This is a genomic window from Aquibium oceanicum (genome assembly GCF_001889605.1).
GTDB lineage: Bacteria > Pseudomonadota > Alphaproteobacteria > Rhizobiales > Rhizobiaceae > Aquibium > Aquibium oceanicum.
The window spans coordinates 2,072,981-2,095,280 of record NZ_CP018171.1 but is presented as its reverse complement, the minus strand read 5'-3'; the positions used below and the strand labels follow the sequence as shown (position 1 = coordinate 2,095,280).

General features: G+C 66.1%; 27 protein-coding genes. 17 read left to right on the top strand and 10 right to left on the bottom strand.

All coding sequences use genetic code 11. The annotated features are described in order from the left end of the window. The first annotated feature begins 215 nt into the window (after positions 1–215). Positions 216–392 carry a transcriptional regulator gene (locus BSQ44_RS26565; protein ID WP_114579950.1) on the top strand — a complete coding sequence of 59 codons (177 nt, stop codon included), beginning with the start codon at positions 216–218 and terminating at the stop codon, positions 390–392. Positions 393–396: 4 nt separating this feature from the next. On the opposite strand, the gene BSQ44_RS10375 is transcribed toward BSQ44_RS26565, so the two are convergent. Continuing rightward, complete coding sequence (locus BSQ44_RS10375) at positions 397–1,167, bottom strand: SOS response-associated peptidase (RefSeq protein ID WP_072603764.1); 771 nt, start codon at positions 1,165–1,167, stop codon at positions 397–399. Between the two features lie 207 nt (positions 1,168–1,374). Here BSQ44_RS10375 and BSQ44_RS10370 point away from each other — a divergent pair, with 207 nt between their 5' ends. From BSQ44_RS10370 to minE, 10 genes are all read left to right on the top strand, one after another. Continuing rightward, positions 1,375–1,818, top strand: a complete 444-nt coding sequence (locus BSQ44_RS10370) for an NUDIX hydrolase (RefSeq protein WP_072603762.1) — start codon at positions 1,375–1,377, stop codon at positions 1,816–1,818. A 47-nt stretch (positions 1,819–1,865) separates the two neighbouring features. Beyond that, on the top strand, positions 1,866–2,240 hold the full coding sequence (locus BSQ44_RS10365) for a TIGR02301 family protein (RefSeq protein WP_072603760.1): 375 nt from the start codon (positions 1,866–1,868) through the stop codon (positions 2,238–2,240). Between the two features lie 135 nt (positions 2,241–2,375). Next, a complete protein-coding gene (locus BSQ44_RS10360; RefSeq protein ID WP_072603758.1) occupies positions 2,376–2,633 on the top strand; it encodes a hypothetical protein in 258 nt (85 codons plus the stop codon). Between the two features lie 79 nt (positions 2,634–2,712). Then, a complete protein-coding gene (locus BSQ44_RS27275) occupies positions 2,713–3,588 on the top strand; it encodes a hypothetical protein (RefSeq protein WP_072603756.1) in 876 nt (291 codons plus the stop codon). Between the two features lie 81 nt (positions 3,589–3,669). Then, positions 3,670–4,584 (top strand): CAF17-like 4Fe-4S cluster assembly/insertion protein YgfZ, encoded by a 915-nt coding sequence (gene ygfZ / locus BSQ44_RS10350; RefSeq protein WP_072603754.1) that lies wholly within the window; start codon positions 3,670–3,672, stop codon positions 4,582–4,584. Continuing rightward, positions 4,584–5,204 (top strand): HD domain-containing protein, encoded by a 621-nt coding sequence (locus BSQ44_RS10345; protein ID WP_072603752.1) that lies wholly within the window; start codon positions 4,584–4,586, stop codon positions 5,202–5,204. The genes ygfZ and BSQ44_RS10345 overlap by 1 nt, the downstream gene beginning before the upstream one ends. 377 nt (positions 5,205–5,581) lie before the next feature. After that, positions 5,582–6,049, top strand: a complete 468-nt coding sequence (locus tag BSQ44_RS26860) for a hypothetical protein (protein ID WP_157894573.1) — start codon at positions 5,582–5,584, stop codon at positions 6,047–6,049. 180 nt (positions 6,050–6,229) lie between these two features. Beyond that, positions 6,230–6,955 (top strand): septum site-determining protein MinC, encoded by a 726-nt coding sequence (gene minC, locus BSQ44_RS10335; RefSeq protein ID WP_114579949.1) that lies wholly within the window; start codon positions 6,230–6,232, stop codon positions 6,953–6,955. Positions 6,956–6,976: 21 nt separating this feature from the next. Then, the gene (gene minD / locus BSQ44_RS10330; RefSeq protein ID WP_072603748.1) at positions 6,977–7,792 is read left to right on the top strand and encodes a septum site-determining protein MinD; all 816 of its coding nucleotides are present in this window, start codon (positions 6,977–6,979) and stop codon (positions 7,790–7,792) included. Then, positions 7,789–8,058 carry a cell division topological specificity factor MinE gene (gene minE / locus BSQ44_RS10325; RefSeq protein WP_072603746.1) on the top strand — a complete coding sequence of 90 codons (270 nt, stop codon included), beginning with the start codon at positions 7,789–7,791 and terminating at the stop codon, positions 8,056–8,058. The genes minD and minE overlap by 4 nt, the downstream gene beginning before the upstream one ends. Positions 8,059–8,077: 19 nt before the next feature. Here the strand turns inward: minE and BSQ44_RS10320 are convergent, their stop codons facing one another. Together BSQ44_RS10320 and BSQ44_RS10315 are read right to left on the bottom strand one after the other, a co-directional pair. Next, entirely contained in the window at positions 8,078–9,541 is a 1,464-nt protein-coding gene (locus BSQ44_RS10320; RefSeq protein WP_072603744.1) for a RimK family protein, read from the bottom strand. After that, the gene (locus BSQ44_RS10315) at positions 9,538–10,644 is read right to left on the bottom strand and encodes a GNAT family N-acetyltransferase/peptidase C39 family protein (RefSeq protein WP_072603742.1); all 1,107 of its coding nucleotides are present in this window, start codon (positions 10,642–10,644) and stop codon (positions 9,538–9,540) included. Before BSQ44_RS10315 ends, BSQ44_RS10320 begins: the two co-directional genes overlap by 4 nt. A 294-nt stretch (positions 10,645–10,938) precedes the next feature. Here BSQ44_RS10315 and BSQ44_RS10310 point away from each other — a divergent pair, with 294 nt between their 5' ends. The 4 genes from BSQ44_RS10310 (at position 10,939) to BSQ44_RS10295 (ending at position 15,836) form a co-directional block, all read left to right on the top strand. Beyond that, positions 10,939–11,817 (top strand): mechanosensitive ion channel family protein, encoded by an 879-nt coding sequence (locus tag BSQ44_RS10310; RefSeq protein ID WP_072607985.1) that lies wholly within the window; start codon positions 10,939–10,941, stop codon positions 11,815–11,817. 250 nt (positions 11,818–12,067) lie between these two features. After that, on the top strand, positions 12,068–12,328 hold the full coding sequence (locus BSQ44_RS10305; protein ID WP_072603740.1) for a DUF1344 domain-containing protein: 261 nt from the start codon (positions 12,068–12,070) through the stop codon (positions 12,326–12,328). A 201-nt stretch (positions 12,329–12,529) separates the two neighbouring features. Beyond that, entirely contained in the window at positions 12,530–13,768 is a 1,239-nt protein-coding gene (locus BSQ44_RS10300) for an MFS transporter (protein ID WP_072603738.1), read from the top strand. Between the two features lie 97 nt (positions 13,769–13,865). Then, the gene (locus BSQ44_RS10295) at positions 13,866–15,836 is read left to right on the top strand and encodes a PhoX family protein (protein ID WP_072603736.1); all 1,971 of its coding nucleotides are present in this window, start codon (positions 13,866–13,868) and stop codon (positions 15,834–15,836) included. Between the two features lie 170 nt (positions 15,837–16,006). On the opposite strand, the gene BSQ44_RS10290 is transcribed toward BSQ44_RS10295, so the two are convergent. After that, complete coding sequence (locus BSQ44_RS10290) at positions 16,007–16,525, bottom strand: PaaI family thioesterase (RefSeq protein WP_072603734.1); 519 nt, start codon at positions 16,523–16,525, stop codon at positions 16,007–16,009. Next, a complete protein-coding gene (gene recO, locus BSQ44_RS10285) occupies positions 16,522–17,283 on the bottom strand; it encodes a DNA repair protein RecO (protein ID WP_072603732.1) in 762 nt (253 codons plus the stop codon). Before recO ends, BSQ44_RS10290 begins: the two co-directional genes overlap by 4 nt. Positions 17,284–17,408: 125 nt before the next feature. Here recO and BSQ44_RS10280 point away from each other — a divergent pair, with 125 nt between their 5' ends. Both BSQ44_RS10280 and BSQ44_RS10275 read left to right on the top strand, forming a co-directional pair. Next, positions 17,409–17,801 (top strand): GFA family protein, encoded by a 393-nt coding sequence (locus BSQ44_RS10280; protein WP_072603730.1) that lies wholly within the window; start codon positions 17,409–17,411, stop codon positions 17,799–17,801. Between the two features lie 66 nt (positions 17,802–17,867). After that, positions 17,868–18,758, top strand: coding sequence for a helix-turn-helix domain-containing GNAT family N-acetyltransferase (locus BSQ44_RS10275; RefSeq protein ID WP_072603728.1), 891 nt, complete (start codon positions 17,868–17,870; stop codon positions 18,756–18,758). Positions 18,759–18,857: 99 nt separating this feature from the next. On the opposite strand, the gene era is transcribed toward BSQ44_RS10275, so the two are convergent. From era to BSQ44_RS10250, 5 genes are all read right to left on the bottom strand, one after another. After that, positions 18,858–19,778, bottom strand: coding sequence for a GTPase Era (gene era / locus BSQ44_RS10270; protein WP_072603726.1), 921 nt, complete (start codon positions 19,776–19,778; stop codon positions 18,858–18,860). Continuing rightward, positions 19,775–20,494: a ribonuclease III gene (gene rnc, locus BSQ44_RS10265; protein ID WP_072603723.1), complete on the bottom strand. Its 720-nt coding sequence runs from the start codon at positions 20,492–20,494 to the stop codon at positions 19,775–19,777. The genes era and rnc overlap by 4 nt, the downstream gene beginning before the upstream one ends. Before the next feature lie 7 nt (positions 20,495–20,501). Continuing rightward, entirely contained in the window at positions 20,502–21,248 is a 747-nt protein-coding gene (lepB, locus tag BSQ44_RS10260; RefSeq protein WP_072603721.1) for a signal peptidase I, read from the bottom strand. Positions 21,249–21,316: 68 nt separating this feature from the next. After that, a complete protein-coding gene (gene acpS, locus BSQ44_RS10255) occupies positions 21,317–21,739 on the bottom strand; it encodes a holo-ACP synthase (RefSeq protein WP_072603719.1) in 423 nt (140 codons plus the stop codon). After that, entirely contained in the window at positions 21,736–22,284 is a 549-nt protein-coding gene (locus BSQ44_RS10250; protein WP_335622789.1) for a DUF2062 domain-containing protein, read from the bottom strand. Before BSQ44_RS10250 ends, acpS begins: the two co-directional genes overlap by 4 nt. Positions 22,285–22,300: the final 16 nt, after the last annotated feature.

Genomic DNA, 22,300 nt, shown 5'->3' with positions numbered 1-22,300 from the left:
GACGTTGCCGCCCCGCGTTCGCACGAGCCGCAGGGGACCGAATCTGTGACAGTGCTGCAACAGCTCAGTGCAAGATTTCACTGAAGACCATTAGATGTCGCTTTATTGGGAACGATGGCGCGAGAAGCCATGTTTCGGTCCAAATCGGGCAGCACTTGCGCCGCCCGCAGGCCAAGGCGCCCGCGACCAGAGAGGAACCCACAGGGGATCATGAAATGAAGCCTACCCCAATGCAGGCCGAACGCGACCGAGCCAAGTCCGGCCACCTGACCCAGAAGTTCAGGGAGATCGGACCGGCCGCCATTCTCGCGGCACTGGTTTGCGCTCATCGCAAGTCCGCACAGACGCAGGCCGAGCCCGCGCAGAAGCCGCTTTCCGCCGAGGCGGCGTGATCGCCTACAAGAGCTTCAACTGATCCTCCTCGCCGCGCGGCTGGCGCTTCGCGGCGGGAGAAGTTGGCGGCGGTGGGGATATCGCCGGATCGACGGGTTCCTGGATTTCGGGACCCATGTTGGCGACCTTGTTGACCTTGTCGGAAATCGGGATCGCCTCGAAGAAACCGGGCTCGACCGGGCGCAGGAGATCGGCGACGTCGCGCGGTTCCTGCGTGCGGCAGTCGAGCCAGCGCGAAAAATCCTCCGGACGGATCACCACCGGCATGCGGTCGTGGATGTGCGCGATCTGCTCGTTGGCCGCCGTGGTCAGGATGGCGCCGGTGTCGATTTCCGAGCCGCCCGGCTCCGACCATGTCTCCGTCAGGCCGGCGAAGGCGACGATCCCTCCCCCTTTCGGACGGATGAGATAGGGCTGCTTTTTCGCGCCCTGCCGTTTCCATTCGTAGAATCCGGTCGCCGGCACCAGCGCGCGGCGGTGGCGCATGGCGGCGCGGAAAGCGTTCTTCTCCGCCGCGGTTTCGGAACGCGCGTTGATGAGCAGCGGCAGTTTCTTCGGATCCTTGCACCAGGAGGGGATCAGGCCCCAGCGCACCAGCAGCGCGATGCGGTCCGGCAGGTTGGACCCCGGCTCGCGTGGCGGGCCGGCTGTCGCCATCAGGATCGGCTGCGTCGGCGCGATGTTGTAGCGCGGCGGGAAATCCTCCAGATCGAAGAGCGCCAGGAAAGCCGCTACCTCTTCGGGCGTCGCCGCCAATGTGAAACGTCCGCACATGGGTAGAGAGTTGGCGGCGGAAGCGGCGAAGGTCAAGCGGGGATGTGCGGGACTTGGGCGATCTCAGGTTTGAGACGCAGGGTCGACCCCCACTCCGTCTCGCATCGCGAGCCACCTCTCCGCCGATCGACGGGGGAGAGGAAACTCGTATTGGGTTGTGCGTTCGGGCGTTGCCGAAGCGGGCGGTGGGGCTTAGCACTGCTCTCCATGGACGCACGAAAGACGACGATTCCGGCCGTATCGGTGGCGATGAGGCGCGGCGACCGGTTGCTGCTGGTCAGGCGGGGACGCGCGCCGTCGAAGGGGCTGCATGCCTTTCCGGGCGGGCGGGTAGAGCCGGGCGAGACGCTGGAGGCAGCGGCGGCGCGGGAACTCTTCGAGGAGACGGGGCTGCGCGCCGGGCCCCTGTCGCTGCACCTGGAGCTCGAACTGGAAGGCACGGCGCGGGACAATGTCTACCGGCTGACGGTGTTTCGGGCCGATCATGTATCGGGCGAACCGGTGGCCGGGGATGATGCCGAGGCAGCGGGGTGGTTCACGCTGGACGAAATGGAGACGATCCCGATCACGCGGTCGACGCTCGCCGCGGCGCGGGAAATCCTGACGGGCGTGTCGCCCGCCTCCTGGGTCGACATCGACCGCGAGACGTGAGGACAACGGTCTTGCTCGCGACAAAATCCTGCGACAGGAAGGCGATCATGGCCCCGAAACCGCGCATTCTCGCCGTAGCGCTCGCCCTCTTCGCCACGCTGCCCGGCACGGCACGGGCGGTGGACGCGCCGTACGAGGCGCGGCTCTACAGGCTGGGCGAGATTCTGGGCTCTCTGCACTATCTGCGCAACCTGTGCGGCGAGGAAGGCAATGCATGGCGCGAGCAGATGGAAGCGCTGATCGTCAGCGAGGATCCGTCGCCCGAAAAACGCAAGCGGCTGGTGGCGAGCTTCAACCGCGGCTATCGCAGCTATGCCGAGATCCACATCGCCTGTACGCCGGCCGCCGCCGAGGCGATCGCGCGCTACATGAAGGAGGGCGAGACGCTGGCGCGGGAGACCGCCGCCACGTTCGGGAATTAGGTTTGTGTTAACTTTTATCGGAAAGGCGGCGTGCAAGCCGCGCTACCTGTGCTAGAACGCTTAACGGGACATTAAGGGACTAGAGGCGGCGCGTCGCTCAAATCGGCACAGCCGCCGAAAAGGGTGGTGTAACCAATGGGACAAGGTATCGGCCAGATCGACGCGCTCATCCGCGAAGAGAAACGCCTGACCGCGGTGGAAAGCCAGACCGAGGCCTGGGCCGAAGGGCTCTCTGCCGGGATAGAACCGGAAATCATCGCCGAGGCGGCGCTCACCACCGCTTTCGCGGAGTTGCTGCGCTCCTGCAGCGAAGAAGCGGCCCTGACCCTTCTGGACGTCATGCGGGAAAAGGTCATCGGCGGCGATTTCGACGTGAACCCCTATCATCACTGAGGCCGGACCGACCGGCGGCGGGCTTGCGGAACTTCGCCCCACACCACATGCACAAAACAGCAGCTCGAGGAGCACGGCCATGAGCAGGCTCTTCGCGACGATCTTCGTCTTCCTTGTATCAGCCTGCCTTTTTGCGGCCGGAGCCGCTTCGCCGGCTCTCGCGAAACCGAACGCGGCGCGGGTGCTGCTCGCGCTGAGCGAGATCCAGCAGCAGGAGCTTCCCGTCGAGGACGAGGCCCAGCCGGAAGACGATGCCGCGCCGGCACCGAGCGACACCGTGCCCTTCCCCGATCCCGTCCTGCGCCTGCCGCTGCCCGATACCCCCAACGTGCCCAGCGCTTCGCCCGAACCGGGTGAACCCGACTTGATCGAGGATGCCGCTCCGCAGGAGCCGGGGCCGGAGCAGGAGCAGGAGCAGGAACCCGGGATATCCGATCCGATCGACGACGCGATGCCCGACACGCCCGCGCCTGTGCCCGCACAGCCCGCTCCGGAAGTGCAATACGACCTGGAGCGGCTTCCCGAGGAGGTCCGGCGCATGCGTGCGCTCCTGATGGACGCGGCGCGGAGCGGCGACCTGGAACGACTGCGGCCGCTGATCGGCACGGGCGACGGCGCGACGCAGCTTTCATTCGGCGGCCCGGTGGACGACCCGATCGCCTATCTGCGCGACATCTCCGGCGACGACGAGGGCCAGGAGATCCTCGCGATCCTGCTCGAGGTGCTGGAGGCGGGCTACGTCCACCTGGAGCCAGGCACGCCCAACGAGATCTACGGCTGGCCGTATTTCTTCGCCGTGCCGGTGGAGACGCTGACGCCGCGCCAGCGGGTGGAACTCTTCGAGATCGTGACGGCCGGCGACTACGAGGAGATGAAGCTCTACGGCGCCTATAATTTCTACCGTGTCGGCATCGCGCCCGACGGTCGCTGGCTGTTCTTCGTGGCGGGAGACTAGCAGGAGCGACGCGGCCGCTCTTGCTCCCGCCGCGCGGGCCACATAGGTAACCTTCCTCCACACCGAAACAGGTCGAAGACAATGCCCCTCGTTCGCCTGGACGGCCGGTCCGTCATCGAAGTCGCCGGTCCCGATGCCGAGCATCTCCTGCAGAACATCGTAACGACCGACCTCGCCGCCCTGCCGAAGGGCGCGGCCAAACCCGGCGCGCTCTTGACGCCGCAGGGCAAGATCCTCTTCGACTTCCTGGTTTGGCGCACGGGCCCCGAGAGCTTCGCACTGGAGTGCCGGGCGGACGTGGCGGACGATTTCGCCCGCCGGCTGACGATGTACAAGCTGCGGGCCAAAGCTGAGATTACGAAGCGGGAGCAAGGTGTTGCGGCCGTTTCGTGGCGGGATGATTCCGTGACGTCAGGAAGTGATTCAACGGGCTCGGGCACTGCTTCAGCATCTTCGAGCATCGATTCAACCGGGGCCGAGCCTGTGCGCGATACTCGCTTCCCCGAAGTGCTCGACGTGCGCCGCCGGTGGGGCGACTTCTCCAGCGACGGCGGGCAAGCGGACGAGTGGACGCGGCTGCGCATCCGCCATGGCGTGGCGGAGAGCGGGGCCGACTACGAGCTCGGCGACGCCTTTCCGCACGACGTGCTGCTCGACCAGAACGGCGGGGTGGGCCTGCGCAAGGGCTGCTTCGTCGGCCAGGAGGTGGTCAGCCGCATGCAGCATCGCGGCACCGCGCGGCGGCGCATCCTGATCGCTGAAGCCGATGCCGACCTGCCGACAACGGGGACGCCGGTGCTGGTCGACGGCCGCCCTGTCGGCGCGCTCGGCACGGTACTAGGCCATGAAGGCTTGGCGCTGGTGCGCATCGACAAGGTGAAGGACGCGCTGGACGCCGGCCAGGCGATCACGGCGGGCGACGTGGCGCTCCGCCTGTCGATCCCGCCCGGAATGGGGTTCTCGTTCCCGCAGGCCGCTTCCGGCGGGGACGCGTGATGGCCGATCGCGCGGGGGCGCCGCCGCGCGCCTGGCAGCGTATGCTCTCGGGGCGGCGGCTCGACCTGCTCGACCCCTCCCCGCTCGACGTCGAGATCGCCGACATCGCGCATGGGCTGGCGCGCGTGGCGCGCTGGAACGGGCAGACGCGCGGCGACCATGCCTTCTCGGTGGCCCAGCATTCGCTGCTGGTGGAACGGATCTTCGGCCTCCAGAATCCCTCGGCGACGCCGCAGGCGCAACTGACCGCGCTGCTCCACGACGCGGCCGAATACGTCATCGGCGACATGATCTCGCCGTTCAAGGCGGTCGTGGGCGGCGGGTACAAGGCGGTGGAGGAGCGGCTGCAGAACGCCATCCACATCCGCTTCGCCCTGCCGGGCCGCGCCGAGCGCGTGAAGGCCTTTATCAAGAAGGCCGACATGGTGGCGGCCTACTACGAGGCTACGCAGCTCGCCGGATTTTCGGAGGAGGAGGCGACGCGGTTCTTCGGCCGGCCGCGGGGAATCGCGGACGGAGAGCTGGACCTGGAACCGAAGCCGGCGGGCGCGGTGCAGGAGCTATTCCTGGCGCGATTCGCGGAGATTCTCGCGTTGGTCGAGGGTGTTCGGGCCGGATAGGCTCGATCCACCTCGGCGCAGCGGTGTGCCGTGTGACGCGCCATGTCACCGACCCGCGCTCCGACGTGGGCACACCCGGCCCCGCGAGGAGTGTGCGTGAAGAACCTACCGCTCGCGGGGGCCGATATCGAACTGCTTCTCGCCGGCGCATGGCCTACTCGACCAATGCCCGCGACGATGCGCGGACGGCACTACGTCGGACGGCGAAAACCCTTGAATCCGAATTCAGGCCGGGGAGGCGTCAGGAATCCGGCCTGTATCGGCTTTCCGCCAGCGAGCGCTCTCCAGGATTCGAGAACCGATGTTCCCGAAGGGTGCTCCGCCTTCTTTGCCGGTACCGGGATCCCCGCCGGAAGCATGCTCTGGAGCTGTACCAGATGCTCGATTTGACCGGCGAACATCGCCTCCTGTCCCGTCACGTCTATGACCAGGATGATATCCGTACCGGGCTGGAAGCCGGCGGCGCGGGCCTTGCCTTCCACAACGCCTATCCGCTCGTCCGTTCGCAGGATGAACAGGGACGGCGCTTCCATCCATACGTCGGGATAGGTGGCGAGAAGCTTCAACAGCCTGTCGTATCGTTCCAAATAGCTGCCGTCGAAGCGGTAATAAACCGCTATCGCATATGTTTTCATTGTCCACCCGATGAAATGGCGCTGAAGTGCCCCGCGGGTTCCTTAGCGGCAGGTCAGCAGGCCGACAACAGAAGATTAGATGTTTTTGAAATAACGACGGGCGATATTCTCAAGCGATGTCTCTCTCGGGGCACATTCGCCTTAGATTTTCGAGAAATAGACCCCGGAGTATTCCCGTATAAAGTGTATTTCTTCTACAGTACACGTTAAAAATTAACCGCACCTTCTCGCGTGCATCGTATCCGACCCGTACGCGCGCGATGCATGAAATGCAAGAAGGCGCGCGGGTCGCTCTTCGCCGGAGTGCCTATCATCCGGGCGCCAGTCCGTTAACCTTTTGTTAATCACGTCGGGTCCAAACCTTAACGAGCCGGTAAGGATTCGCCCATCGTGAACTGTGTCGCTCCCATCGAGAAGAAATCGATCCGCTTTCGCGCCCGCTCCTTCGTCGCGTTCGCGCTGACGCCCGAGGCGCCGCTGGACGACTGGCTGGAGGGGCTGGACCGCTGGATCGACAACTCGCCGGGATACTTCAAGGGGCGTCCGGTGATCCTGGATCTCAGCCTCCTGCGCCCCGAAGCGGAGGCGATCGGGGAGCTGGTTGGCCAGCTCGCGGCGCGGGAGATCCGGGTCTACGCGATCGAGGCCGAGGGCATCGAGACGCTTGAGCCGCACCTTCCGCCGCTTCTGACCGGCGCGCGCGAGGCGACAATCGAAGGGCTGCTGCCACGCGTCGAAGCCGGCGCCGATCAGGATGAGCCGGCGCCGGTCGAGGACCGCAGGACGGGCGAGACGCTGACTGTGCATTCGCCGGTGCGTTCCGGCCAGTCTATCATCCATCTGGCAGGCGACGTCATCGTGCTCGGGCACGTGGCCTCGGGGTCGGAGATCGTGGCAGGGGGATCGATCCACGTCTACGGCACGTTGCGCGGCAGCGCCTTCGCCGGGGCCGAGGGGAACGAGAAGGCGCGCATCTTCTGCCGCCGAAACGAGGCCGAGCTGGTGGCGATCAACGGTTGGTACCGGACTGCGGAGGACATGGAAGCGTCCTCGCGCGGCATTCCGGCGCAGGCCTATCTGGACAATGGCGCGCTCTGGGTCGCGCCGATCAAGTAACCGAACTGGAGAGACACCGAGATGGGGAAGGTCATAGTGGTCACGTCGGGCAAGGGAGGCGTCGGCAAGACGACCTCCACTGCCTCGCTGGGAGCGGCGCTGGCACAGACGGGCAAGAGGGTGGCGCTGGTCGATTTCGACGTGGGGCTGCGCAATCTCGACCTCGTCATGGGTGCCGAGCGGCGGGTCGTGTTCGACCTCGTCAACGTCATCCAAGGCACGGCGAAGCTGTCGCAGGCGCTTATCCGCGACAAGCGCATCGAGACCCTGTTCCTGCTGCCGGCCTCGCAGACGCGCGACAAGGACGCACTGACCGAGGGAGGCGTGGCCGACGTGATCGCCAAGCTCAAGCAGGTGTTCGACTACGTGTTGTGCGACAGCCCGGCCGGCATCGAGCGTGGCGCCCAGCTCGCCATGCGGTTCGCCGACGAGGCAGTGATCGTCACCAACCCGGAAGTCAGCTCCGTGCGCGATTCCGACCGCATCATCGGCCTGCTGGACGCCAAGACGATGAAGGCCGAGCGCGGCGAGGAGATGGCCAAGCACGTGCTCGTGACGCGTTACGACGCCGAGCGCGCCGCCAGGGGCGAGATGCTGGCGATCGACGACGTGCTCGAGATTCTCTCGGTACCCCTGCTCGGCATCATTCCCGAGAGCCAGGGTGTCCTGCGCGCCTCCAATGTCGGCTCGCCGGTGACGCTCAGCGAACCCACGAATGCGGCTGCCCGCGCCTACATCGATGCGGCGAGGCGGCTCGAAGGAGAGGTCCTGCCGGTGGTCCTTCCCTTCGACAAGCGCGGTATCTTCGACCGACTGTTCAGAAGGAAAGCGGCATGAACATCTTCGAGCTCTTCAAGCGCCGGGGCTCCGCTCCCGTCGCCCGCGAGCGCCTGCAGCTCCTGCTCGCCTATGAGCGCTCCAACCGCGACAAGCCGGACCTCGTGGCCGTCCTGCGCGAGGAGATCATGGCGGTGATCGCCCGGCACGTGCAGGTCGACCACGACCAGGTGCAGGTCAGCATGGATCGCGGTGCCTCCATGTCGACCCTGGAGATCGACATCCAGATTCCCAACGACAAACACGCCCTCGCGATGGCGATGTAAGGGTTGTGGGTGACGTCCTCTACCGCCCGGTGCGTTCCAGGCGGTCGAGGAACCACTGGGTGAGCCGGACCCAGACCTCGTCCTTCTCGCCCGCGTCCTCGTAGCCGTGGTCGAGATTGGGGTTGTCGTTGACCTCGATGACGAAGACGCCGTCCGGCGTCTCCTTGAGATCGACGCCGTAGAGCCCGTCGCCGATGCAGCGCGCCGCGCGCATGGCCGTGTCCACCACCGCCTGCGGGGCGTCCTTCAGCATGAACGGCTTGATGCCGCCCTGGTCGGGCTTGCCGGCGCGGTCGTGGTTGACGATCTGCCAGTGCTTCTTGGCCATCAGGTAATGGCAGGCGAAGAGCGGCTGGCCGCCCAGCACCCCGACGCGCCAGTCGTATTCCGTCGGCAGGTATTTCTGCGCGATCAGGAGGTCGGAATCCTCCAGCCACTCGGTGGCGAGCGTCTTCAGCTCGGCCAGGCTGGCCGCCTTCTTGACTCCGCGCGAGAATGAGGAGTCCGGGATCTTCAGCACCAGCGGAAAGCCGAGCGTCTGGGCGGCGACCTCGAAATCGGCCGGGCCGGCGATCATCACAGTCGGCGGCACCGGCACCTTGTTGGCCGTCATCAGCTCGTTCAGGTAGACCTTGTTGGTGCAGCGGATCATCGACAGCGGGTCGTCGATGACCGGCATCCCTTCCTGCTGGGCGCGGCGGGCGAAGCGGTAGGTGTGGTTGGAGATCGACGTCGTCTCGCGGATGAAGAGCGCGTCGTAGTTGGCGAGCTTGGCGAGGTCGCGCTTGCCGATCGGCTCCACCTCGACGCCCATCTTTTCGGCGATCTTGGCCCAGTGGCGCAGCGAGGAGACCATGGACGGTGCCAGTTCCTCGTTGGGATCGACGAGCGTGGCGAAGCTGTAGCGCGAGGGGGTGCGGCCCTTCGAATCGCGCCATTCGCGCTGCGTATAGGTTTCAAGGCACTTGAGGAAGCGTTCCTCTTCCTCCGGCTTCATGCGACCGATCGGCAGGAAGCCGATCTTGCGGATCGTCGCCCACTTGCCGTCGTCGGCGATCGTCACTTCCAGCGCGGGGGCACGGAACCAGTCGAAGAGCAGCCGGCCGAAGCGGTCGGTCGCGCGCGAGGGCGCGATGCCGAAGAACACGGCAAGCTTGCCCGGAAAGCTGCCGCCGAGATCCTTGCGGCACCTGTTCAGCGCCACCTCGAGTTCGGGCAGCGCATGCTCGTAGAGCTTGCGCTCCGAGAGGTCGATCATGGTCTCGACCGTCGGGATGACCCTGTGGCCGCGCGAGGAGGCGAGCAGCGAGGCGTAGTACCCGCGGGTCTGGTAGGCGTAGCTGTTGGACAGGTTGATGACCTTCGGGCGCTGCCCCTTGAACAACGCCGGATGGGCCAGGTAATCGCGGTTGGTGATGATCTTGTGCGGGGTTGCGAACGGGTCGATGTCGTTCTGGCGTCCGGTAAGGATGACCCAGGTCATGTCTTGTCGAGCTTCCCGATGATGATTGCCGCGCGCAGGCCGTCGCGCCCGAACTGCGCCATGTTCATGAAGATGTCGTAGGGAACGGGAATGTTGGCCGCATCCGCCTTGGTCTCGCCGCGCTCGTCCTCGACCCAGGGATCGTGCAGCATGATGTGGTCGCCGTCGTCGCCGATCGCAAGCACCCAGTGCGGCACCTTCTTGCCGAACATGAGGAACCCGCTCACGAGCACGATCACCAGTTTCCCCTCCCCGAGCGCCCCGCGAACGTCATCCAAGGTGAATGAGCGATAGCTAACGGGCAAGCCGAATTCCTCGGCGCGCAAACGAAAATCCACCTGTGCCAGTTCCATCACCCGGCGTTTCTCCTCGCTGCGCACCGATTGCAGGAAGAGCGCGCCATGGAAGGAGACGAGGATTTCGGCCGACAGCCCGAACTCTCGCGCCGCGACCGCGAGACCGAAGGGCTCACAGCCGCCGGGTCCCGACATCATGAAGACAGTGGTGGCCTCGCGCCACAGGCGGATTTCGCGCACCGGATCGGGCACGAACGAGGGATCGAAATAGGCCATCGCCATCATCAGGCAGCATGGGCCGCAGGTGAACTCGCAGGTCTGCTCGTAGAAGGGCACGCGCGTGTTGACCGGCACGTTGCCGCGCAGCGTCTTCTCGTAGCGCAGGGCCGCCATGCCGTCCGCGTAGTAGTCGGTCTCGCGGCCGATGCGGCGATAGCCGTTGCGCTCGTACACGGAGATCGCGCGGGCGTTGTCCTCGCGCACCTCGAGCCGCAGCATCAGGCGGTCGTTCTCGAAGGCGGCTTCCTCGGCGGCAAGAAGGAGTGCCCGGCCGATGCCGCTTCCGGCAAAGTGCGGACCGGCCGCGATGGAATAGAGCCGCGCCACGCCGCTGCCCTTGCGAAAGAGCACCATGCAGTAGCCTGCGATCGCGCCGTCGGCCTCAGCGACCAGCGTCTCGGCGGTCTCGCGCTCGATCAGTTGTCGGAAGGACCGGCGGGAGATGCGGTCGGTCGAAAACACGGCATTCTCGATCGCCACCAGCGCGCCGATGTCGCTGGCATGGGCCGGACGGATGCGAACGGACATCGGTGGCGGGAAATCCCTTGGATGAAGGCTGGTGCGCCACTGCCGGGGCACCCGCGGCGAGCCTTCCGGCCACGGGTCCGGATTGCCATCGCGCCCGAAAGATGACGGAATTGTGGCTTTCGCCGCGGATCATCTGGCCAGAACGCCATCGCCCACGCAAGCGGCTAGCAGCCGTATCCGCATCTTTTTCGCGGGGCCTCTTTGTGAATGACCGGCGCTGCGTTCTAATGCGGGCGATTCAACGGAGAAGATGATTTGGACCCCATCGGAAATCTCGAAGACGGTGCCGGCCGGATGGTGAATGCAGCGCAGACCATCTGGACGGACGCCAGCTCACTGATCATCTATTATTCGTTTTCGATCCTCGGCGCGCTGATCGTGCTCGTGGTCGGCTACATGCTGTCGGGCTTCCTGGAGCGCTCGACCTATCGGGGTCTCGGCCGCTTCAAGGCCTTCGACGAGACGCTGCGAAAATTCTTCGCGAAGGTGGTGCGCTACGGCGCGCTGGTGCTCGTCGGCGTCACGGTGCTCGCCCAGTTCGGGGTGCAGACCACGAGCATCATCGCAGCGCTTGGCGCCGTCGGCCTGGCGATCGGCCTGGCGCTGCAGGGAACGCTGCAGAACATCGCGGCCGGCATCATGCTGCTCGTGCTGCGGCCGTTCCGGGTCGGCGAGTACATCAACGCGGGCAGCGTCGCCGGCACGATCCAGGAGATCGGACTCTTCGCCACCGAACTGAAGACCTATGACGGCCTGTTCGTTCTGGCGCCCAACAGCGAGCTGTGGAACTCGCCGGTGACGAACTATTCGCGCAATCCTGTCCGCATGAACGAGATCGCCATCGGCATCGGCTACGCCGACGACATCGCGCTGGCGCTATCGATCTACGCCGATCTCGCGTCCAAGGACGAGCGCATCCTCCAGGACCCGCCGATCAACTGCTTCGTCTCCAGCCTGGGCGACAGCTCGGTGATCGTGTCGATCCGCTACTGGACGAAGTCGCCGGACTGGTTCCCCACCAAGCTCGACTTCACCAAGGCCGCCAAGCTGACCTTCGACGAGAACGGCATCACCATTCCCTTCCCGCAGCGGGACCTGCATTTCATCGGCGAGGGTGCGGCTCCCAAATTCCCGTCCAAATCGCGGGGGACGGCTCGCCAGGCTCGCGGTTAGACATGGCCACCGTGAGCGGGTGGCTCATGCCGCGCTTCCGCTCCAGAGGGCTGCCGATTGCGGCAATCATGGCAAGGACCGGGGCTCGCAACATTATCTTTTTTTAACTCGAAGGGCGGGGAGCGCGGGGCTAGCCTTCCTATCGAAGCCGGGAAGCGCCGGCGACGATCAACGCCGCGACGCGACGCTTTCGGACGGCTTCCCAGGGAGTTTCCACTCCCTCAACATCCGAGAAAAAGGAGTGTCACCAATGCGTGCTCTTCTCATCCCCACCACCGTCGCAACCCTTCTCGCCGCCGCCCCGTTCGCGCTCGCCGCGACGCAGGACACAACCGGCGTCGTCCGCAATTTCGACCAGAAGGCGGAGACGCTGACCCTCAATGACGGCGTGATCTACCACCTCGCCCCCGGCTACGAGAATCCGGCCCTGAAGAGCGGCGAGCGGGTTCGCATCTCCTGGCAGATGAAGGACGGGATGCACTCCGCACAGAAGGTGACCATCCTCAAGTAGGCCGGTCACCGCTGGCGCCGTGCCCCGATCGACGCCGGGCGGCGGGAACCGAAACTCCCGCCGCATCCGTTTATTCTCTCTCCTCGGCACTCCCCCAAGGAACGGCGATCCATCAACAAGCTTGAACGATCCTTCGCAAAGAATTTGCTTCTCAGCATCGGGCGGTCCTCCTAGTCTGCGCGCCTTCGAGGAGCACCAGACATGTCGCAGGCCGCCGTTCCGCACCGCACCGCCCCCTCCCTCCCCTGGCTGATCATCATCTGCGGTTGCCTGATTGCCGCGATCACCTTCGGACCGCGTTCGGCGATGGGTTTCTTCCAGCTACCGATGCTCGCAGAGAAAGGTTGGGACCGCACCACCTTCGGCCTCGCCATGGCGATCCAGAACCTCGCCTGGGGCCTGGGCACCCCGGTGTTCGGCGCGCTGGCCGACAAGTTCGGCACCTGGCGCATCCTCGCGCTTTCGGGCGTCATGTACTCCACCGGCCTCTACCTGATGGCGACGGCCGACAGCGTGGCCGCCCTCCACATCGGCGGGGGAGTGCTCGTGGGGCTGGGCGTGGCCTCGGGCTCCTTCGGCATCGTGCTGGCGGCCTTCGCGCGCAACGTGGCGCCGGAGCGGCGCAGCATGGCGTTCGGCATCGGCACGGCGGCGGGCTCGGCCGGCATGTTCATCTTCGCGCCGCTCAGCCAGGGCCTGATCGACGCCTACGGCTGGTTCGACGCACTGGTCTTCATGAGCTTCATGATGCTGGCCATTCCGGTGCTCGCCATTCCGCTGCGCGGCAATGCCGAGAGCGGGTCCGTGGCGCAGACCGCCATGCGGCAGACGGTCGCCGAGGCCCTGCGCGAGGCGCTCGGCCACCGCAGCTATCTGCTGCTCGTCTCCGGCTTCTTCGTGTGCGGCTTCCAGGTCGCCTTCATCACCGCGCATTTCCCCGCCTACGTCGCCGACATCGGCATCGAGGCGCGCTACGCGGTGATCGCGCTGGCACTGATCGGCTTCTTCAACATCATCGGCTCGCTCGCCTCCGGCGTCATCGGCCAGCGCTATTCCAAGCCGATGTTCCTCGCCTGGATCTACATCGGCCGCTCGGTGCTGGTGACCGTCTTCCTCCTCCTGCCGCAGACGCCGGCGACCGTGATCGTCTTCGCGATCCTCATGGGGCTGCTGTGGCTCTCCACCGTGCCGCCCACCAACGCGCTGGTGGCGATCATGTTCGGCACGCGGCACCTGGGCATGCTGGGCGGCGTCGTCTTCCTGTCGCACCAGATCGGTTCGTTCCTGGGCGTGTGGCTCGGGGGCTATCTCTACGACATCTACGGGTCGTACGATTCGGTGTGGTGGCTGGGGGTCGCGCTCGGCCTGTTCGCCGCGATCGTGCACTGGCCGATCCGCGAGGCGCCTGTGGCTCGGCCGGCGATGGTCGCGGCCGAATAGGCCGGAGCGTTCCCTCGCGCCGGCATCTGTCATCCGGGTGATACATCCAACCGCTTAACCTTGCCTCCGACGGTCCAACCAACCCCAGGAGGCAGGGATGAACGAGCGATTGAACCCGGGTCAGATGCGCACACTTACGGAGATCCGGGAGGAATCCGAAGACATCGGCCGCAACGCAAGCGGCAATCCGACGATGGGCGACATCATCAACCGTCGCTATTCGCGCCGCGGTTTCCTCGGCGCTTCGCTGGCGGTCGCCGCCATCGGCGCCACAGTGAGCCCGATGGCGCTGCTCGCAGGAGGCGAGGCGAAGGCGCAGGCGGCGGCCGGATCGCGCTTCGGCTTCGACGAGATCGAGGCCGGCGTCGACCTCGAACACCATGTGGCCCCCGGCTACGACGCCGACATCCTGATCCGCTGGGGCGACAAGGTCTTTGCCGATTCGCCCGACTTCGACCCGATGAACCAGACCGCCGAAGCGCAGGCGCGGCAGTTCGGCTACAACAACGACTACATCGGTTTCGTGGCGCTCGAAGACAGCCCGGATCACGGGCTGCTCTTCGTCAACCACGAGTACACGAACGCCGAACTGATGTTCCCGGGGTTCGCCGTCGTGCGCGACGACAAGGTGGAGCTCGGCGACTACACAAAGGAGCTGATCGAAATCGAGATGGCCGCGCATGGCGGCACGATCCTGGAGCTTCGCCGCAACGGCGACGGCAAGTGGGAGCCGGCCCTCGACGGCGCCATGAACCGGCGCATCACGGTTTCGACCGAGATGCAGCTATCGGGACCGGTGGCGGGCCACGACCGCGTCAAGACCAACGCCGACCCGTCCGGCACGAAGGTTTTCGGTACGCTCAACAACTGCGCCGGAGGCGTGACGCCCTGGGGCACCTACCTGATGGCGGAGGAGAATTTCCACGGCTACTTTTCGGGCGAACTGCCGGAAGGGCATGCGGAAGCCGAGAATTACAAGCGCCTCGGCGTGCCGGCGGGATGGTACCAGTGGGCGAGTTTCCACGACCGCTTCGACGTGTCCAAGGAGCCGAACGAGGCAAACCGCTTCGGCTGGATCGTCGAAGTCGACCCGCGGGACCCGAATTCGGTGCCGAAGAAGCGCACGGCGCTTGGCCGCTTCAAGCATGAGGGCTGCGAGACCATCGTGAACGGCGACGGCCGCGTGGTCTCCTATTCGGGCGACGACGAGCGCTTCGACTACGTCTACAAGTTCATCTCCAATACCACGTTCAACCCCGACGACCGGGCCGCGAACATGGACATCCTCGACGACGGCACGCTCTATGTGGCGCGCTTCAACGAGGACGGCAGCCTCGACTGGATGCCGCTGGTCCACGGCGAAGGCCCGCTGACGGCCGAGAACGGCTTTGCCGACCAGGCGGCGGTGCTGATCGAGGCGCGCCGCGCGGGCGATGCGCTCGGCGCCACGAAGATGGACCGGCCGGAGGACGTCCAGCCGAACGCCTCGACCGGCAAGGTCTACGTGATGCTGACCAACAACACGAAGCGCGAGGAGGCGAATGCAGCCAATCCGCGTCCGAAGAACGCGTTCGGCCACATCATCGAGATCACCGAGACCGACGGCGACTTCGCCTCGACCAAGTCGACCTGGGAGATCCTGCTCAAGTGCGGCGACCCGAAGATCGCCGAGGTCGGCGCCACCTTCTCGCCGGCGACGAGCGAGAACGGCTGGTTCGGCATGCCCGACAACGCGGCGGTCGATGCCGACGGGCGTCTCTGGGTCTCCACCGACGGCAACAACGAAGCCGACACGGGCCGTACCGATGGTCTCTGGGCCATCGACACCGAGGGCGAGGCGCGCGGCACGTCGAAGCTGTTTTTCCGCGTGCCGGTGGGCGCGGAGATGTGCGGCCCCCTGTTCACGCCGGACGGGGAGACTCTGTTCCTGGCCGTCCAGCATCCGGGCGACGCGGGCCAGGCGACCTTCGAGGCGCCGGCCACCCGCTGGCCGGACTTCGACGACGCCATGCCGGTGCGGCCGGCGGTGGTGATGGTGACGAAGCAGGGCGGCGGCAGGATCGGCTGACCGACGAGCATCGGGCGATTTCGAAGGAGGCGGGGTTTCGGTTCCGCCTTTTTCGTTCGCGGTTCCGGTGGGCGCGGGGTATGCCCCTCATCGCCCTGGCGGGCACTTCTCCCCGCGAGCGGGGAGAAGGAGGCGGCGTCGGCATTGTCGCCAGCCGCCACGATTTGTTTTCAGCGCGGCGCGAGGTTGCCGACCGGAAAGATGGCGCAGGTTTCGGTGCCGAAGGCGAGGAGCTTGCCGTTCTGGTCGGTGAGCCTTGCTTCGGAGACGGCGGTGGTGCGGCCGCGGCTGACGACCTTGCCCTCGCAGGCAACGAGGCCCGTCTTCGGGGTGATCGGGCGGATGAGGTTCACCTTGAACTCGATGGTCGTGTAGGCCTCGCCCTTGGCCATGGTTGTGTGCACGGCGCATCCCAGTGCCGAATCGAGGACGGTGGCGGCCCATCCTCCGTGGACTGTCCCCAAGGGATTGAGATGCTGCTCGCCGGGCATGCCATGGAAGACTGCCCTTCCCTCCGAGACCTCGACGAGCGCGAAGTTCATGCGCGCGCCGATCGGGGGAGCGGGGTAGTGGCCGTCGATCAGGCGCTTGAGAGCTTCAAGGCCGGTGAAACGGCCAATGTCTTCATGCGGTATCGTGCCGAGGCCGAGCGGCGCGACGTGGCCCGGAAACAGTTCGACGGCGCTCATGCGGTGCCTTCCCCTTCTTCGATCCTGTCGCGCGCCAATTCCCGCCGCAGCGCGGCGAGGAAGCCGGCGCGGGTTTCGGGCGGTTCGATGCCGCGCGGCTCGTAGACATGGCGGTTGAAGAAGAAGCCGGTCAAGTGGAAAGCATCCTGGATGGCGTCGGAGTCGCCGCGCTGGCCGGCGCCGGCGTTCAGGAAGGCAGGGAGGGGCAACATGCGGTCGCGATACGGGTCGCCCGCCAGGCGCGAGACCGCCCTGCCCGACTTCGGCGAGACGTAGACAAGATCCCGGGTGACGCCAGTTGCGGCGCAGCTGCCGAGATCGAGGCCGAAGCCGAGTTCCTCCAGCACCATGAGTTCGAAGCGCACCAGGAGTTCGGCCGCGGTGGCCGGATCCTCCAGATGTTCGAGCACGATCGCCAAGGTCTCGAAGAGACCGGCATGCGGATCGCGCTCGGGCAGGAGGCGCAGGTGGGCGGCGAGCGTCTGCAGCGCGTAGACGGCGCAGGCGCTCGACAGGAGGCGCGCGGCGTTGAGTTCCAGCGGCTCGACCTGGAACATGCCGAGATGCTCGTCGAGGCGCGCGCGCCAGACGAGTTCCACCCGGTTTCCCGCCTGGAGGACCGGCTGCATCCTGCGCGAACGCCCGCCGCGCACGATGCCCATGTGGCGCCCGTGGCCGCGCGTCATGACCTCCAGGATGACGCTCGACTCGCCATGCCTGCGCGAGCCGATGATGATGCCTTCGTCACGCCATTCCATGGGCAGAGCTTTTCACCGCGGGAGCGGCGAAAGCAAGGTGGCGCGGTCAATTCACGTTGTCGATGGCGAGCGACGCGCCTTTCGGTGTAGCCATTCCCCGGCGGATTTTTCGGAGGAGGAAAGAGATGGAGCAGTTTACCGGCGGGTGCCTGTGCGGCGATCTGCGTTTCGTGGCGACGGGGCGACCGTACAGGGTCGGCATGTGCCACTGTCTCGACTGCCGCAAGCATCACGGAGCGCTGTTCCACGCCTCCGCGATTTTCCCGGCAGACGCGGTGACTATCGAAGGCGAGGCGCGCGTCTATTCCGGGCGATTCTTCTGTCCGCGCTGCGGCTCGACCGTCTTCGGGCGCAGCGAAGACGAGGTCGAGGTGAACCTCGGATCGCTCGACGCGCCCGACCAGCTGACGCCGACCTACGAGCTGTGGACCATTCGGCGCGAATCCTGGCTGCCGCCGTTTCCGGTCAAGCACCGTTACGAGCGCGACCGGGAGAGCGACGGCCGCTTCGAGGATTAGGTCCGCCGACGGACGCCATTCCACGTGCGTCTTGCGCGACAAATATTCTCTGACTATGGTCAGAGGATGGAAAAAGCACAGATCGGCACAGTGCGTGACTTCAACCGCGTCGTGACGCTGCGCACCGGCGCGGTGGACGGCAGCTATCTCGGGCGCGGGCGGCCGCTCGGGCAGGCGCGGCTCATCTTCGAGATCGGCCAAGGCGGCAGCGACCTGCGCGCGCTGAGGGAACGGCTGAAGCTCGATTCGGGCTATATGAGCCGGCTCCTGCGGGCGCTGGAGCGGCAGGGGCTGGTCGCCGTCGAGGACGACGGCGACGACCGGCGCCGGCGCCGGGTGCGGCTGACCACGAAGGGCGAGGCGGAATGGGCGGCCTATGACGGACTTTCGGACGACCTCGCCCGCTCCTGGCTGTCACCGCTTTCCGACACCCAGCGCCATAGGCTGCTGGCGGCGATGGATGAGGTGAGGAACCTGCTGGCGGCGGCTTCGGTGGAGATTTCGCAGGTTGCCGCCGACAGCGAGGACGCGCTCGCCTGCGTGGCGGCCTACGTGGCGGAACTGGCTGTCACGTTCGAGGAAGGGTTCGACCCGGCCAACGGCAACCCCACGCCCGAAACCGAGGCGCTGACGCCGCCGAACGGATCGTTCCTGCTGGCGCGGCTCGACGGGCAGGCGATCGGATGCGGGGCGCTGCGCACGATGGAGCCCGGCACCGGCGAGATCAAGCGCATGTGGGTCGCTCCGCAGGCACGCGGACTGGGCGTTGCGAGGCGCCTGTTGTCGGCGCTAGAGGACAAGGCGCGGGAACTGGGAATGGCCCGCGTGCGGCTGGACACCAACCGGGCGCTGACGCGGGCACAGGAGATGTACCGCAAGGCGGGCTACCGCGACATCGGACGGTTCAACGACAATCCGTATGCGGACTTCTGGTTCGAGAAAGATCTGGGGGGCTGACCGAGGCCGCGCAACGAGGAGACAGCTTACTTTCTTCCGTTCGCGGGGAGCCTGGAAACGCCAGTGACCCGTCGCGGAAAAGTAAACTGTCCCTGGTTCCTATCCCTGGAAATCCAGGCCCATCTCGCGGTAGCGCTCGGGGTCGTCGCCCCAGTTCTCGCGCACCTTGACGAACAGGAAGAGGTGCACCTTCTGTTCGAGGATCTCGGCGATCTCCTTGCGCGACGCCTGGCCGATCGCCTTGATGGTCTCGCCCTTGTGGCCGAGCACGATCTTCTTCTGGCTGTCGCGCTCGACGTATATCACCTGGTCGATCCTCACCGAGCCGTCGGGCTTCTCCTCCCATTTCTCGGTCTCGACATGCGAGGAATAGGGAAGTTCCTGGTGCAGGCGCAGATAGAGCTTTTCGCGGGTGACCTCGGCGGCGAGTTGGCGCATCGGCAGGTCCGAAATCTGGTCCTCAGGGTAGTACCAGGGACCTTCGGGCAGCCGCTCGGCCAGGAAGTCGAGGAGGTCGGCGCAGCCGGAGCCGTCGAGCGCGGAGATCATGAAGGTGCGCTCGAACTCGGCCTTCGAATTGACCTCGGCGGTGAGTGCCAGAAGGCTCTCGCGCTTCACCTTGTCGACCTTGTTGAGGACCAGGATCTTCGGCTGGCGCACCTCGGCAAGATTTTCCACCAGCGCCTCGGCGTCGCCACGCAGGCCGCGCTCGGCGTCGATCAGGACGAGCACGAGGTCGGCGTCCTTCGCCCCGCCCCAGGCGGTGGTGACCATGGCGCGGTCGAGACGGCGGCGCGGCTTGAAGATGCCCGGCGTGTCGACGAAGACGATCTGCGCGCGCCCATGGGTGGCGATGCCGCGCACAATGGAGCGCGTGGTCTGGACCTTGTGGGTGACGATCGACACCTTTGTGCCGACGAGCTGGTTGATGAGCGTCGACTTGCCGGCGTTGGGCGCGCCGATCAGCGCGACGAAGCCGGATCGGGTCGCCGCATCGGCGCGCGTTTCATGGTCTGTCATCTGTCCTGTTCCGGTTTCGGCAAGACGCCTTCGCGCGCCAGCATGGCGGCTGCGCTCGCCTGTTCCGCCTCGCGCTTGGAGCGTCCGCTGCCGACGGTCGGCTCCAGACCGCCGACCGCGACGCTGACGGTGAAGATCGGCTCGTGATCGGGACCCTCGCGGCCGGCGATGGTGTAGACCGGCGCGGTACCGACCGACTGATGCGCCCATTCCTGGAGCTCGGTCTTGGGATCTCGCGTCGCGCCGCGCGATTCGCGGCTGCGTGGTTCCCAGTACTTCAGGATCAGCGGACGCGCCGCTTCGAGGCCGCCTTCGAGGTAGACGGCAGCCAAGAGCGCTTCCATGACGTCCGCGCGCGTGCCGCGGCCCTTGGGACCGGCCAGCGTCTTCAATCCCGAATCTGCGTGGATCAGTTCGGCAAGGCCGATCTCCTCTGCCACCTCGGCGCAAGCGGCGCCGCTCACCAGCGCGTTGAGGCGCACCGCGAGTTCGCCTTCGGGCGCGCCGGGGAAGGCGTGGAACAGCATGTCCGCCACGACGAGGCCGAGCACGCGGTCGCCGAGGAATTCCAGCCGTTCGTAATCGGACCCGGTCTGCCGGCGTGCGCTCGAATGCGTCAGCGCCCGCTCGAGGCGGGCGTGATCGCGGAAGGCGTAGCCGATGCGGTCGCGCACGGCATCGGCCAAAGCCTGTCCTGTCGGTCGCCTGGCGCCCATCTCCCCGTCAATCGACGAAGTTGAACAGGCGCGACGGACGGATCAGCGACGGCCACTTCCAGATTTCCAGCGGGCTGGCACCGCCGGCGATCGAGAAGAAGATGATGTTGGCACGGCCGACGAAATTCTCCTCCGGCACGAAGCCGAAGACGCGGCTGTCGGCCGAATTGTCGCGGTTGTCGCCCATCATGAAGTAGTGGCCTTCCGGCACGACGAACTCGCGGGTGTTGTCGGAAATGCCGTTCGGCGTGATGTCCAGCGTGTCGTAGGACACGCCGTTGGGCAGGGTCTCGCGATAGACATCGACCGGCCGGTCGACCTCGGTGATGTCGGGATTGTCGATCTCGCCGGTCTTCTCGCGCGACACGGCCTCGCCGTTGATGAAGAGCTGTCCGTCGCGCATCTGGATGCGGTCGCCGGGCAGGCCGATCACGCGCTTGATGTAGTCGAGCGAGGGGTTGGGCGGATACTTGAAGACGGCGACGTCGCCGCGCGTGGGCGGCGTGTCCCAGATGCGGCCTTCGAAGATGTTAGGCGAGAAGGGCAGCGAATGGCGCGAATAGCCGTAGGCCCATTTGGTGACGAAGAGGTAGTCGCCTTCGAGAAGGGTCGGCCGCATGGAGCCCGACGGGATGGAGAAGGGCTGGAAGAGCAGGGTCCGGATGACGATGGCGAGAAGCAGCGCCTGAACGATGACGTTGACGGTTTCGCCGAGGCCGCCCGATTTCTTCTGAGATTTTTCCGCCACGCTCATGTCGTCCTCGGTTTCGTCTGCGGGAAGCTCTTACCGGCTACAGCCGTGCCGGGCAACGGGATTGGGTCCTAGCGCTTCAAAGATGGCCGTTCTTCGACAGCAAGCGCCTCGAGCACGACGAAGGCCTGCGCCAGCGGGTAGTCGTCGGTGATGGTGACGTGGACGACGCCGCGCATGCCTTCCGGCAGCATCGCCTTCAGCCGCCGCGCGGCGCCGCCGGTCAGTTCGATGGTCGGCATGCCACCGGCGAGGTTGACGACGCCCATGTCGCGCCAGAAGACGCCGTTTGCGATGCCGGTGCCAAGCGCCTTGGCGCAGGCCTCCTTGGCAGCGAAGCGCTTGGCATAGGAAGCGACGCGCGCGCCCCGGCTTTCGGACCGGCGGCGTTCCTCGTCGGTGAAGACGCGTTCGATGAACCTGTCGCCATGCCGTTCCAGCGAGCGCTCGATGCGCCTGATGTCGATCAGGTCGGAGCCCAGACCGATGATCATCCCCCCGCCGCCGCTCCGACCGGCTGGGCCTCGGCGCGGCGCTTGGCGCGTTCCAGCAGCCGGTTCTGCCGCTGCTTGCGGAAGGCCGCGACGCTCCAGCGGGTCAGGAGATAGAAGCCGATGGCAAAGGCCATACCGAGCGGAATACCGCCCACGGTCATCGGCTTCAGCAGCGGGTCCCAGAGCTGGGCGAAATCGAGGTGGCCGAGCTTGTGCCCGAGATGCAGCGGATCGGCCTCGCCAGCCTTGCCGTAGCCGAGGATCATGCAGCCGGTCTTGTAGGTCGCGGCCCAGATCAGCGGGAATGTCAGCGGATTGCCGATGGCCGTGCCGAAGGCCGAGGCGATCAGGTTGCCTGCCATGATCCAGGCGAACACCCCGGCAAGGAGGAAGTGGAGACCGAGAAAGGGAAGGAACGACACGAAAACGCCCGCCGCGACGCCCGCCGCGATCGCATGCGGGGTGGCGGTCAGCCGCAGGACGCGCTTTGCGAAATACTGCGCCGAGCGCCAGAACGATCGGCGCGGCCAGAGCAGCGTTCGCACACGCTCCCCGAAATCT